The 13,941-nt window shown below is 69.5% G+C and carries 6 protein-coding genes; 3 read left to right on the top strand and 3 right to left on the bottom strand.

Annotated features, from left to right (window positions below; all coding sequences use genetic code 11):
• Nucleotides 1-46 precede the first annotated feature (46 nt).
• Nucleotides 47-8,533 carry an amino acid adenylation domain-containing protein gene (locus MY55_RS16235; protein WP_244270694.1) on the top strand — a complete coding sequence of 2,829 codons (8,487 nt, stop codon included), beginning with the start codon at nucleotides 47-49 and terminating at the stop codon, nucleotides 8,531-8,533.
• A gap of 305 nt (nucleotides 8,534-8,838) precedes the next feature.
• Entirely contained in the window at nucleotides 8,839-9,576 is a 738-nt protein-coding gene (locus MY55_RS16240; RefSeq protein ID WP_157889351.1) for a hypothetical protein, read from the top strand.
• A gap of 53 nt (nucleotides 9,577-9,629) precedes the next feature.
• On the opposite strand, the gene MY55_RS16245 is transcribed toward MY55_RS16240, so the two are convergent.
• From MY55_RS16245 to fepD, 3 genes are read right to left on the bottom strand one after another with little or no spacing between them, the layout of a single operon-like run.
• A complete protein-coding gene (locus tag MY55_RS16245; RefSeq protein ID WP_230623342.1) occupies nucleotides 9,630-10,469 on the bottom strand; it encodes an ABC transporter ATP-binding protein in 840 nt (279 codons plus the stop codon).
• Complete coding sequence (gene fepG, locus MY55_RS16250; protein ID WP_043573694.1) at nucleotides 10,466-11,509, bottom strand: iron-enterobactin ABC transporter permease; 1,044 nt, start codon at nucleotides 11,507-11,509, stop codon at nucleotides 10,466-10,468. The genes MY55_RS16245 and fepG overlap by 4 nt, the downstream gene beginning before the upstream one ends.
• Nucleotides 11,506-12,516 (bottom strand): Fe(3+)-siderophore ABC transporter permease, encoded by a 1,011-nt coding sequence (gene fepD, locus MY55_RS16255; protein ID WP_047243983.1) that lies wholly within the window; start codon nucleotides 12,514-12,516, stop codon nucleotides 11,506-11,508. Before fepD ends, fepG begins: the two co-directional genes overlap by 4 nt.
• A gap of 137 nt (nucleotides 12,517-12,653) precedes the next feature.
• On the opposite strand from fepD, the gene entS reads away from it, so the two are divergent.
• A complete protein-coding gene (entS, locus tag MY55_RS16260) occupies nucleotides 12,654-13,928 on the top strand; it encodes an enterobactin transporter EntS (protein ID WP_065202714.1) in 1,275 nt (424 codons plus the stop codon).
• The last annotated feature ends 13 nt before the right edge of the window (nucleotides 13,929-13,941 follow it).

Genomic DNA, 13,941 nt, shown 5'->3' on the forward strand with positions numbered 1-13,941 from the left:
CGGCTGCGCGCCGGCCGTTCCGATTACCCGCATCCGGGGAAGCATCGTGTTGACCATTGAAACCAAACCCTCCGCCGTAGAGCGCGAGCTGCCGCTGTTCGGCTCGCAACTGGGCATCTGGCTAGCGGACCAGATCGCCGAACAAAAGAACACCTACACCGTCGCCCACTGCGTAGCGCTGGACGGCGCGATAGACGCCGAGCGGTTGCGGCAGTCCATCCGTTTGGGCCTGGCCGAGGCCGACACTGTCGTCGCCCAGTATCTGGAAACGCCGGAAGGCCCGGCGCAGCGTCTGCGGCAAGGGCTGAGCGCCAAGGATCTGCCCCTTCCCGAAATCCATGACCTGAGCGCCGAGGCCGATCCGGAAAGCTTGGCCCGCGAATGGATGCGAGCCGACCTGGCTGCCGAGCTGGCGGCCGACGGCGAGCGGCCGTTGCATCTGCACCGCCTGTTCAAGCTGGCCGGCGGCGCGGGCGAGCGCTGGTTCTGGTATCAGCGCTACCACCATGTCTGCGTCGACGGCTACAGCTTCGCCGCGCTGACCCGCCGCATCGCCGACCTCTACCAGGCGCTGGGCCGCGGCGAAGCGCCGTCGCCGTCGCCATTTGTTTCTTTCGTCGATGTCGCGGCCGAGCGCGACAGCTATCTGGCCAGCCCGCGCTGCGAGGAAGACCGCGCGTTCTGGCGCGACTACGCCGCCGCGCTACCTGCGCCGTCCACCTTGTCCGCGCGCGACGCGCTGGCCGGAGACGGCGCGGCCAATGTCGACGTGCTGCGCCGACGGTTTGAAATCGCCGGAGGAACGGCGGCGCCGCAGGCCATGGCGGCCGTTTTCGCCTACCTGGCCAGGATGAGCGGCAAGAGCAGGGTGGCGATGGGCATGCCCTTCATGCGGCGCATGGGTTCGGCCGCGCTGCGGGCCGTGGGCCCGGTGGTCAACGTGCTGCCGGTGGCGCTGGATATCGACAATGGCGACGATCTGGCTACGCTCGCGCGGCGGCTGGCCGACGAATTGAAACAGGTGCGCCGCCATGAGCGCTACGATGCCGAGCAGATCCAGCGCGACAGTGGCATGGTGGGCTCCCGCCGCGCGCTATACGGCGCGACGCTGAACCTGAAGATCTACGATCAGTCGCTGCGGCTGGGCGAGGTGGCGGGCGTCACGCTGCCGCTGGCGGTGGGGCCGATAGACGATATCGAATTCGGCCTTTGGCAGCAGGGCGAGAGCCTGGTGGTGGAGCTGAGCGCCAATCCGGCGCGCTACGGCGCGGCGGAGCTGGAGTGGCATGCGTGGCGGCTGCGCGGCTTCATCGCCGCCCTGGCCAGCGGCGCGGCCGTAGGCGACGCGCCCTTGCACAGCGCCGCGGAGAAGGCCGCGCTTGACGAGTGGTCGCGTGGGCCGCGGGTAGCCGCGCCGGCCGGCGTGCGCACCGCGCTGGACGTATTCCTGGTCAGCGCCTTGCAATACCAAAATGAGACCGCGCTGGCGTGCGGCGACGAGCGGCTGAGCTATGGCCAGCTGTCGGCCCGCGTCGCGCAGCTGGCGCGCGAGCTGCTGGCGCGCGGCATCGGCGACGGCAGTGTGGTCGGCGTCGCCGTGCCGCGCAGCGTCGACACCGTGGTGGCGATACTGGGCACCTTGGCGGCCGGCGCCGCCTTCCTGCCGCTGGACCTGGACTACCCGCCCGAGCGGCTGGCGATGATGTGCGAGGACGCCGCGCCGGCGCTGCTGCTGACCCGCTCCGACGTCCGCGGCCGGCTGCCAAGCCTGCCGGCGTTGTGCCTGGACGACGAGGCGGTCCGCGCGCGCTTGGCCGCCCGCGCCGCCCAGCCGCTGGACGACGGGGAACGGCTGCGTCCGCTGAACGGCGACCGGCTGGCCTATATGATCTACACCTCCGGCTCCACCGGCAAACCGAAGGGCGTGATGATCGCCCATGCCAGCTTCCTCAACTTGCTGCTGAGTCAGCAGACCGGCTTGTTCGGCGACTTCGTCCGTTCCCGCGGTCGCCGCGTGCGTACGATGCAGACCGCCTCGCTGTCCTTCGACGGCGCGCTGGAGCAGCTGTTCTGGCTCTTCATGGGCCAAGAAGTGCATCTGTGCGACGAAGAACTGCGCCGCGACGCGCAGCAGCTGGTGGAGCTGGTGCGCCGCGAGCGCATAGACGAGATGGACGTGCCGCCGTCGCTGCTGCGGCAGATGCTGGACTGCGGCCTGATGGACGACGGCCATTGGCAGCCCGGCATGGTGATGGTCGGCGGCGAAGCGGTGCCGCCGGCGCTGTGGAAGGAAATGCGCGGCTACTCGCAGCTGCATTTCCATAATTTCTATGGCCCGACCGAATACACGATCTCGGCGCTGGGCGCACCGGGCTCGGTCGCGGAGGAGCCGGTGGTGGGCCGGCCGGTGGCCAATACCCGCGCGCTGGTGCTGGACGCCGCGCTGCGTCCGGTGGCGATAGGCGTGGCCGGCGAGCTGTACCTGGCCGGCGCCGGGCTGGGCCTCGGCTATCTGAACCGCCCGTCCTTGACCGCGGCCCGCTTTGTCGCCAGCCCCTTCGGCGACGGCGAGTTGATGTACCGCACCGGCGATCTGGTGCGTTGGAACGCCCACGGCCAGATGGACTTCATCGGCCGCGTCGACCACCAGATCAAGGTGCGCGGCTTCCGCATCGAGATGGGGGAGGTCGAGCACGCGCTGGCCAGCCTCCCCGGCGTCAACGCCGCCGTGGTGCTGGCCGAGGCGGTGGGCGGCAGCCACCGGCTGATCGCCTATTGCACGATGGCCGACGCCGGCCGCCACGAGGAGGCCGGCCTGTCCGCCGCCTTGCTGGCGCAAGTGGCCGAGACGCTGCCGGACTACATGGTGCCGTCGGCGCTGGCGGTGCTGCCGGAATGGCCGGTCAACATCAACGGCAAGATAGACCGCAAGGCGCTGCCGGCGATCCGGCCGCAGAACGCCGCCGCAGGACGGGAGCCGGCCAACGACGCCGAGCGCCTGCTGTGCGCGGCGGTGGCCCGGGTGCTGAACCTGGAGCAGGCCAGCCCCGACGACGACTTCTTCCAGCTGGGCGGCGACAGCATCTCGGCGATGAGCCTGGGCACCGAGCTGCGTCGCGCCGGCTTCCTGCTGCGCCCGCGCGACGTGTTCGCCAAACGGACGCCGGCCGGCATGGCCGCGGCGCTGCAGCCCTTGAGCGCCGCCAATCCGGCGGCCGACGACAAGGCCGGCCCGCTGGGCAAGCTGCCCATCGTCAGCTGGTTCGCCGAGCAATACGGCATGGCCAGCCGCTTCGTCCAGGGCGTGTGGCTGAAAGCGCCGGCAGCGCTGGGCACCGAACACCTGGCCGCCGGCCTGTTGGCCTTGCAGCGCGCCCACCCGGCCTTGCGCAGCCGCGCCGCCGATGGCCAACTGCATCTGGATGCCGCTCCAACGGCATTGGACGCGCGGGTACTGATCGAGGCCGCGCCGGAGGCGACGCCGGATCAGCTATTCGAAACCGCCTGCGCGCGGCTGGACCCGGAAAACGGCCTGATGCTGCAGGCCGCGCTGCGGGACGGGGCCGACGGCAAGCATCTGTTGCTGGCCGTTCACCACCTGGCGGTCGACGGCGTGTCTTGGCGCGCGTTGCTGCCCGAGCTGCAGGCCGCCTGCGAGGCGGCGATGGCCGGAGAGGCGGTCCAACTGCCGCGCGAGGACTTCGGCCTGCGCGAATGGGCGAAAACGCTGGCGGCCCAGGTTCCGGCGCGCCGCGGCGAGCTGGCGATGTGGCGCGGCATGCTGGCCGGAAAAGCCGACGCATTGAGCGCCAAGGCGCTGGACCCGGCCCGCGACCGCCACGACGCGGCCCGCCACCGCCGCGCGCTGCTGGGCGAGGCGGCCAGCGCGGCGCTGCTGCAAAAGCTGCCGAACGCCTGCCGCGCGACGGTGGAGGAAATCCTGCTGGCGGCGCTGCTGCTGGCTTGCCGCGGCGAATTCGACGCGCCGCGCTTGCGCGTGGGCCTGGAGTCGCACGGCCGCCATGCCGGCGACGACGGCATCGATCTTGGTCGTACGGTGGGTTGGCTGACCGCCGAATACCCGGCGCTGTTCGACCTGTCAGTCCAGACGGCCGGCGACGCGGCGGCTCTGGCGGCGCTGCGCGCGGTCAAGCGCGTGATGCGGGCGATCCCGGACCATGGCCTGGGCTACGGCGTGCTGCGTTATCTGGACGACGAGCACGGCCCGGCGCTGGGCGCGCTGGAGGCGCAGAACCGCCCGGCGCTGCTGTTCAACTACCTGGGCCGCTTCCAGGCCAGCGACGGCGAATGGATGCCGCTGGCCGCCGGCGGCCGCTTCGCCGACGCCTTCGCCGTCGACATCGATCCGGCTTTGCCGCTGCAATACGGGCTGGAGGCCAATGTCTTCGTCGACGAGTCCGGCGCCGCGCCGCGGGTGGCGGTCAACTGGACCTGGGCCGACGCGCTGTATGGCGCCGACGCCATCGAGCGCCTGGGGCAAAGGATGGACAGCGCGATCGCCGCGCTGGCCCAGTTGGCGGAGCGTGATCCGCTGGCCGCGGCCGATACCTTGGTGGCCGCTGAGACGCTGGGCGCCGGCGGCGCGCCGCTGTCCGACGCGGAGCTGGCGGCGCTCTGCGCCCGCCATGGCAGCCTGGCCGCGGCGCTGCCGGTGTTGCCGCTGCAGCAGGGCCTGCTGTTCCACGCCCAGCTGGGCGAGGCGGCCGGCAAGTACAACTCCATCACCCGCGTCACTTTCGCAGGCCCGCTGGGCAGCGACAGGCTGCGCGCGGCGCTGGCGGCGGTATTGCGCCGCCATCCGCAGTTGGCCGCCGGTTTCGACAGCGAAGCTCAGGCCGAACCGTTGCAACTGCTGCCGCTTGCGCTGCCGGAATGGCCGTGGCGCGAGCTGGAGCTGGCCGCCTCGGCCGACGAGGCCGAGGCGCTGCAGGCGCTGGAGCGTGAGGAGCTGGACCGCGACTTTACGGTCGGCGGCCCCGGCGATGGCCCGCTGCTGCAGGCCACGCTGGCGCGCCACGGCCAACTGTCCACGCTGTTCCTGACCGCGCACCATCTGGTTGTCGATGGTTGGTCCACGCCCATCATGCTGCGCGACCTGCTGGCCGCCTACGGCGACGGGCCGGACACGCTGCCTTCGATCCGCGTCGACTACCCCAGCGTGGTCCGCGCGCTGGCCGCGCGCGACCTGACGCCGGCACGGCAGCTGTGGCTGCAGACGCTGGACGGCGTCAAGCCTACGCTGCTGTTCGGCCAGCAGACGGCCGCGCCGGAAGTGCGGGAATTCGAGCTGGTGCTGCCGCAAGCGCTGGAAGACGCGCTGACCGAGCGCTGCCGCGAACGCGGCCTCACCCTGAACACCGCGATGCAGGGCATGTGGGGCGCGCTGCTGTCGGTGCTGACCGGCCGCAACGACGTGGTGTTCGGCTCGCCGGTGTCGGGCCGTTTCAGCCCGGTGGACGGCGTGGACGAGCATATCGGCCTGTTCAGCAACACCATTCCGGTGCGGGTGGCGCTGCGGCCGGACGCGCCGCTGTGGGAACAGCTGGCCGACTTGCAGGCGCGGCAGATCCGTCTGCTGGAGCATGACGGGCTGGGCCTTGCCGAAATCCAGCGCCTGGCCGGCGCGACCACGCTGTTCGACACGCTGCTGGTGGTCGAGAACTACCCGGATCAGGACATGCAGTCGCGCGACTACCACTGCGCGCGCATCGCCTCGCTGCGCAACCGCGGCCATACCCACTATCCGCTGACGGTGCTGGCGCTGCCGGGTGACCGGCTGCGCCTGCTGATCGAGTACCGCAATCTGGTGAAAGAGCCGCAGCAGCTGGCCGAGCGGATGCTGGCGCTGCTGGCGCATCTGGCCTACCGGCCCGAGCTGCCGTGGTCGGCCTTCGACCCGTTGACCGGCGCCGAGCGCGAGCTGATCGACAAGGTCAACGCCACCGCAGCTGCGATACCGGAAGCCACGCTGCCGGACTTGCTGGCCGAGCAGGCCGCCAGGACACCCGACGCGCCGGCGCTGCTGGACGAGACGCATGCGCTCGGCTACGCCGAAACCCGCGCTCAGGTCGGCCATTTGGCCGGCAGGCTGAAGGATGCCGGCGTCAAGCCGGGCGACATCGTCGCGGTGGCCTTGCCGCGCTCGGTGCACCTGAGCCTGGCGCTGATGGCGGCGCAGGAGGCCGGCGCCGCCTATCTGCCGCTGGACACCGGCTACCCGGACGAGAGGCTGGCCTATATGGTGGCCGACGCCAAGCCGGCGCTGATCATCACTTGCGCCGAACTGGCGCCGCGCTTCGCAGGGGTGGGGGAACTGCTGCTGCAGGACGCGCTGGCGGCCGAGCCGCAGGCCTTCGACGCGCCGGCGCTGACGCCGGATCACGCCGCCTATCTGCTGTACACCTCCGGCTCCACCGGCCGGCCCAAGGGCGTGCTGGTTTCGCACCGCGCCATCGTCAACCGCCTGCTGTGGATGCAGCACGAGTACGGCCTGGGCGCGGACGACGTGGTGTTGCAGAAGACGCCTTGCAGCTTTGACGTGTCGGTGTGGGAGTTTTTCTGGCCGTTGATCGTCGGCGCGCGGCTGTTCATGGCGCCGCCGGACGCGCACCGCGACCCGGAAGCGCTGCTGGAGCTGATCGCCGGGCGCGGCGTCACCACCTTGCACTTTGTTCCGTCTATGCTGGCGGCGCTGCTGGCCCACATGCAGGGCGACGCCGCGGCGCGCTCGGCCCAAGCGGCTGGCTTGCGTCGGGTGTTCTGCAGCGGGGAGGCGCTGTCGCGCGAGCTGGCCGACGGCTATGCCGGCCTGATAGACGCGCCGCTGCACAATCTGTACGGCCCGACCGAAGCGGCGGTGGACGTCAGTTACCAGCCGGTGGCCAAGCCGGCGCCGGAGTCGGCCAGCGTGCCCATCGGCCTGCCGGTGTGGAACACCGCGCTGCGGATACTGGACGCCGCGCTGCGGCCGGTGCCGGTCGGCGCGCCGGGCGAACTGTATCTGTGCGGCGTGCAGCTGGCCCATGGCTATCTGGGCAGGCCGGACCTGACCGCGGCCCGCTTCGTCGCCGACCCGTACGCCGATGGCGAACGGATGTACCGCACCGGCGACATCGCGCGCTGGCTGCCGGACGGCACCGTCGAGTATCTGGGCCGCAGCGACGACCAGCTGAAGATACGCGGTCAGCGCATCGAGCTGGGCGAGATCGAGGCGGCGCTGCTCTCGCAGCCGGGCGTGGCCCGCGCCGTGGTCCACGCCTGCGCGCTGGGCGGCCAGGCGGCGCATGCCGCCGGCGCCGACAACCGCCAGCTGGTCGGCTATGTGATCGCGTCCGATCCGGACCATCCGCCCGAGGCCGACGCGTTGCGGGCGGCATTGGCCAAGGCGCTGCCGGCGCACATGGTGCCGGTGGCGGTGATGCGGCTGGCGGACTTTCCGCTCAGCGCCAACGGCAAGCTGGACCGCAAGGCGCTGCCGGAGCCGTCGGCTGCGGCGTCGACAGAAGGCCGCGAGCCGCGGCCGGGCCTGGAGAGCCGCATCGCCGCGCTGTTCGCCGAGGTTCTGGAGTGCGACGCTGTGTTCGCCGATGACGATTTCTTCGCGCTGGGCGGCCACTCGCTGCTGGCGATGCGGCTGGCGGCCGCGCTGCGCCGCGAGCTGAAGCTGCCGGTCTCGGTCGGCCAGATCATGAGCTCGCCGACAGTGGCCAAGCTGGCGGCGGTGCTGTCTGACGCCGGCCTGGCATCCGACCCGGCGCTGGCCGGCTTCGGCGAGGTGCTGCCGCTGCGCGCCGGCAAGGGGCGGCCGCTGTTCTGCATCCACCCGGCCTCCGGCTTCGCTTGGCAGTACAGCGGCCTGTCGCGCCATCTGCGCCCCGGCCTCGCGCTGGTGGGCCTGCAGTCGCCGCGCCCGGACGGCGCCATCGCCCGCAGCGTCGACATGGACGAGGCGTGCGAACGCCATCTGGCCAATCTGCGCCGCATCCAGCCGCAAGGCCCGTATCACCTGATCGGCTATTCGCTGGGCGGCACGGTGGCGCAGGCCATGGCGGCCAGGCTGCGGCAGCAGGGCGAGGAGGTGGCCTTCCTGGGCCTGCTCGACACTTATCCGCCGGAGGGCCAGGACTGGAACGGCCCGACCGAGGAAGAGGCCAAAGCCGAAGTGGCCCGCGAGCAGGAGCAGTTCATGTCCGCCACCGAGGATGCCGCCGACGCCTTCATGCTGCGCGAGAAGACCGAGATGTTCGGCCACATCGTCGCCAACTATCAGGACGCGGTGCGGCTGTTGTCGCAGGCGCGCACGCCACGCTACGACGGCGAGGCCACGCTGTTCGTCGCCCGCCGCACCCTGCCGGAAGGCATGGACGTGCGCGAGACCTGGCGGCCGCATCTGGCCGGCCTGACCGTGCACGAGCTCGATTGCGCGCACGAGGACATCGTGTCGCCGCAGTCGCTGGAGACGCTCGGGCCGTTGCTGGACGGCATGTTGAAGGAGGTGGACAGCCTGGGGTGATGGTGCGTTTTGCCTCGTGCTGGATAGGCAAGGCGCATTGAGGACGCGGAAATGCCGCGCTTGGTAATCAGGCGCGGCATTTTTTTTGCAATGGGATGTTTGCTCAAGGTCTTTGCCGGGTCACTGCTGTTTTCTGTGGAATGCCGGTTAGGAAAAGACCTTGCATAAACGGCTAGGCCATGTTTGAACGGTCGGAGTCACAGACATCTGTTCCAGACGTCCCTGATCTTGTGAGTCGGGTGGTGATTGGCTTGGTGAGAACCGGCCGCGTCCCGCATCTTGAACCGCAAGCGAAGGAGACTCAGATGAAAATCTTGATCGTAGTGGGAGAGGGGGTGGCGAACAGCTCTGGGGTCTCGGTTTTGGACCAGTCCCTGGAGTTTTACGGGTATGGGCTTGAGCTGGTGAAAAAATACCTTCGTTTCAGCGAAGAGGACTCAAGAGGCGTGGGGGTGGCGTTTTATATCCCCGGCTCCATAAGCCAGCAGCACTCCGAATATCTCAATATCATGAGCGAGGCCATGAGGACGTCGGTCGTGGATGTCGCGTTCTTCTATGACAGCATCGCCGGACTGATGGAAGCACTGATGAAGGCGCGCAATGAGCGTACCTGCCTGATCGTGATCGGCCACGGTTTTCAGATTATTGGCGGGGGCGCGGTGCAATTGCTGAATGGGAAGGGGGCGAATAGCATTGAAGATAAAGACATCAATGCTATTCGCCCGGATGTATACATCGGCCTGCATTGCTATCCGGGAGCCATCCTGAATAAGCTGAGCAATAGCTGCATTGCTTGTGGGCTGACCGGACTGAATGTCGGGCAAAATGGCCATATCAAGAATTTTTGCGAGTCTGACAAGCTGGATCGATTGTTTGAGGATGTTTGTCAATTGTTTTTTATCGTCGACATAGAAGGCATGGACAAGCCGACAATCAACGAGCATGAGAAGGCGGTGATTCAGGCGCTGAAAGGATTCAAGGATCATTCCACGCCTGAGTTCGCGGTGACGGAAACCGCGTCGCTGGCGCTGAGCAAGAGCTGAATGACGAGCCGAGCTGAATCGTATGGAACCGGCCCGTCACCCTATTGTGGCTCTCAGCGCGGAATCACCATCGGCGTATGGCTGACCGGGTCTTCGATGATCAGGCAGGGCAGGCCGAACACCTGCTCGATCAATTCGGCGCTGACGATGCGCGACGGCGCGCCTTCGGCGACGATGCGGCCGTCCTTCATTGCGATCAAGTGGGTGGCGTAGCGGCAGGCGTGGTTGATGTCGTGCAGCACCGCCACCAATGTGCGGCCGCCGTCGCGGTTGAGCGTGCGGAACAACTCCAGCAGCTCGATCTGGTGGGCGATGTCCAGGTAGGTGGTGGGTTCGTCCAGCAGCAGCAGCGGCGTCTGCTGGGCCAGCGCCATCGCCACCCAGACGCGCTGGCGCTGTCCGCCGGACAACTCGTCGACCAGCCGGCCGGCCAGCTCGGCGGTGCCGGTGGCTTCCAGCGCCTGCTGGACGGCGGTTTCGTCGTCGCGGCTCCATTGCCGCAGCAGGCCCTGGTGCGGATAACGGCCGCGAGCCACCAGGTCGGCCACGGTGATGCTGTCCGGCGCGACGGCGCTTTGCGGCAACAGGCCCAGCTGGCGGGCCACCGCCTTGGCCGGCTGGCTGTGGATGTCGCGGCCGTCCAGCCGCACCTGGCCATCCAGCGGCTTCAACAGGCGGCTGAGGCTGCGCAGCAGCGTCGACTTGCCGCAGCCGTTGGGGCCGATGACGACGGTGAAGGAGCCATCGGGTATCCGCAGGTTCAGCCGCTCGCAGATCGTCCGTTGGCGGTAACCCAGGCGCAGGCCGTCGCCGGACAGCCGCGGCCGGCCGGACGCGGGCAGGGTGGCGTCGAGTGCCGCGGCGGGGTTGAGCTTGAAGGACAGGGTGGTCACGATTTCGCGCCTCCGGTTTGGCGCAGCAGCAGCCATAGCAAGTAAAGGCCGCCGATGCAGATGGTGACGACGCCAACCGGCAGCTGGCGCGGGTAGAACAGATGCTGGGCGGCGTAGTCGGCCGCCAGCAGCAGCAGCGCGCCGGTCCAGGCGGCGGTCATCGGGCTGGTGGCGCGCGCGCGCTGCAGGCGCTGGGCGATCTGCGGCGCGGCCAGCGCGATGAAGGCGATGGGGCCGGCGGCCGCGGTGGCGGAGGCGATCAGCGCCACGCCCAGGCCCATCAGCCACAGCCGGGTGCGCTCGGCCGGCACGCCCAGCGCATTGGCGCTGTCGTCGCCCATTTCCAGCAGCTGCATCCGTGGCTTCAGCGTCAGCGCCGCCAGCATCGCCAGCAGGCAGAGCAGCGCCGACGGCAAGCCCTTGCTCCAGGTCATGCCGTTCAGCGTACCGGCGCCCCAGATGGCGGCGCTCATCGCCGACTCCAGGCTGGCGTTGATCAGCAGCCAGCTGTTGAGCGCGCTCAGCATCGCGCTGACGGCGATGCCGACGATGATCAGCCGGAGGCCGTGCGCGCCGCGCCGCCAGGCTAGCAGATAAACCAGCGCGGCGGAGGCGAGGCCGCCGGCCAGCGCGCCGCCGGCGATCTGGAAATGGCTGCCGCCTATGGTGGTGATCACCAGCAGCGCGCCGGTGTAAGCGCCGGTGTTGAAACCCACCACATCCGGGCTGCCCAAGGGGTTGCGCAGCAGCGATTGGAAAATGGCTCCGCTCATGCCCAGCGCCGCGCCGATGATCAGCGCCATCGCCACCCGCGGCAGCCGCCATTGCTGCACCACGGCCACGTTCAGCCGGCTGCCCTGGCCTTGCAGCGCCGCCCACACTTGCTCGACGCTCAGATGCAAGGCGCCTGCGCGCAGGCTGATCAGCGCCAGCGCGGCGCAGGCCGCCATCAGCAGCAGCGCCGGCCATAGCCGGCTAGGCCGGAGGCGAAGGTTGAAGCGGCCGTCTGGATGGCCCAGCCGCAGGTGCGCTGTTTTCATGGTTTACCTCCCGCGCCGCCGTGGCTGCGCGCCAGCCAGATCAGCGCCGGCGCGCCGATGAAGGCGGTGACGATGGACACGCGCAGCTCGCCCGGCGTCAGCAAGCGGCCGGCGATGTCCGAGGCCAGCAGCAAGATGGGGGCGAGCAGGACGGTGAAGGGCAGGCTCCAGCGCAGGTCGGCGCCGCCCAGCCGGCGCGCGACGTGGGGAATCATCAGGCCGACGAAGCCTATCGGCCCGGCGACGGCGGTGCTGGCGCCGGACAGCAGGGTGACGGCGGCCACGGTACCGCCCTGGATCAGCAGCGGCCGGCCGCCCAGGCTGAGCGCTAGATCGTTGCCCAGACCCATCGCGTTCAGCGGGCGGGCCAGCAGCAGCGCCAGCACGCCGCCGGCCAGGATGGCGGGCGCGGCCAGGCCGACGGCGGCCATGTCGCGCACGTCCAGGGTGCCGGCGCTCCAGTAGCGCAGCCGGTTGAAGGCGATGGGGTCGAGCAGGGTGATGGCGGCGGACAGGCCCATCAGCACCGCGCCGACCGCTACGCCGGCCAGCACGATGCGCAGCGGATCGGCGCGGCGGCCGCGCGCGCCCACGGCGTAGACCAGCAGCGTCGCGCACAGCGCGCCTGCCGCCGCGCAGGCCATGTAGCCGCCCTGGCTGTCCACGGCGAGGAAGGCGACGCCCAGCACCATCGCGAAGCTGGCGCCGGCGTTGACGCCGAGGATGCCGGGATCGGCCAGCGGATTGCGGGTCAGCGCCTGGATCAGCGCGCCGGACAAGCCCAGCGCCGCGCCGGCCAGCAGGCCCAGCAGCGTGCGCGGTAGCCGCCCCTGCAATACGACCACGCTGTCCGGCCCGGCGGCGCGGCCCAGCAAGCTGTTCCAGACGGTGGCGAGCGGAATCGGCTTGGCGCCCAGGGCCAGGCTCAGCACGGATACGACGGCCAGCAGCGCCAGGCAGGCCAGCAGCAGGGTGGCGCGGCGTCCGCGGGCGGGACTTGTCTGCATAATCAAATGAAAATGATTCCTAATAACAACTGCCGATGTTACCATGCCTGTTACATGAAGGGACAGGCCCATGGCGCGGCTTGTCATCATCCCCGCGGCGCGCATGCCGCTCTTGATCGAACCACTGCGTTGAGAACATGAAAAAATCGCCCATCTTCGTCGATTTCAGCCTGCTCAGGCTTAACCCGCATTTCCGCTCCATCTTCATCGCCCGGATGATCTCGGTGTTCGCCTTCGGCATCCTGATGGTGGCGGTGCCGGTGCAGATCCATCAGCTCACCGGCTCCACGCTGCAGGTGGGCGCGGCGATGGCGCTGGACGGCATCGGCATGTTCGCCGGCCTGATGTGCGGCGGCGTGCTGGCCGACCGCATGGACCGCCGCCGCTTGATCCTGCTGGGCCGGACTTCTTGCGGCCTGGGCTTCCTGGCGCTGGCCCTGAACGGTTTCATGACCAACCCGTCGGTGACGGCGCTGTATGTGGTGTCCACTTGGGACGGCTTCTTCAGCGGCATCGGCATCACCTCGCTGATGGCGTCCATTCCGGTGATCGTCGGCCGCGAGAACCTGCCGGCAGCCGGCGCGCTGAGCATGCTGACCGTGCGCTTCGGCGCAGTGCTGTCGCCGCTCCTGGGCGGGGTGATCATCACCGCCGCCGGCGTCAACTGGAACTACCTGCTGGCCGGCATCGGCACCTTGGCCACGCTGATTCCGCTGACGCGGCTGCCGTCGCTGAAGCCGCAAAACGCCGAACCGTCGCACCCGTTGCGCTCCTTGAGGGAAGGCTTTGAATTCCTGTGGCAGAACAAGGTGGTCGGCGCGGTGGTGGCGGTGGGCACGCTGCAGACGCTGCTGAGCGCGGTGCGGGTGTTGTACCCGTCGCTCGCCGAGGATGGCTACGGCGGCGGCGCGTTCGAAGTGGGGCTGATGTATTCTGCGGTGCCGCTGGGCGCGATGCTGGGCGCCTTCACCAGCGGCTGGGTTGGCGGCCTCAGCCGTCCCGGCGCGATGATGCTGGCTTGCGTGACGGCCTCGTCGCTGGCCATCGCATCCTTGGGCGCTTTCACCCACCTGGCTTACGGCCTGGCGGCGCTGGTAGTGCTGGGTTATCTGGGCTCCATCGCCTCGCTGCTGCAGTTCACGCTGGTGCAGGGCCAGACGCCGGACCACCTGCTGGGCCGCGTCAACAGCCTGTGGAACGCGCAGGACGTGGTGGGCGACAGCCTGGGCGCGCTGGGTCTGGGCGCGCTGGCGCGGGCCTTGGCGCCGCTGCTGGCGGTGGCCTGGTTCGGCGCCGGCGCGGCCGCGGCGGGTTTGCTGATGTGCGTGGGCTTTGGTTCCTTGCGCCGCCTTTCCGGCGGCAAGCCGGAGCAGGCCGAAGGCGAGCCGGCGGAGCAGGCTGCGGGGTCTTGAGTGTGATGCGTGG

It is taken from the genome of Chromobacterium subtsugae (assembly GCF_001676875.1).
GTDB classification, from domain to species: Bacteria; Pseudomonadota; Gammaproteobacteria; order Burkholderiales; family Chromobacteriaceae; genus Chromobacterium; species Chromobacterium subtsugae.

Coding starts and splice junctions, on each gene's coding strand:
- fepG (WP_043573694.1), bottom strand. CDS start 11,509: ATGAAAACAGCGCACCTGCGGCTGGGCCATCCAGACGGCCGCTTCAAC.
- fepD (WP_047243983.1), bottom strand. CDS start 12,516: ATGCAGACAAGTCCCGCCCGCGGACGCCGCGCCACCCTGCTGCTGGCC.
- MY55_RS16240 (WP_157889351.1), top strand. CDS start 8,839: ATGAAAATCTTGATCGTAGTGGGAGAGGGGGTGGCGAACAGCTCTGGG.
- entS (WP_065202714.1), top strand. CDS start 12,654: ATGAAAAAATCGCCCATCTTCGTCGATTTCAGCCTGCTCAGGCTTAAC.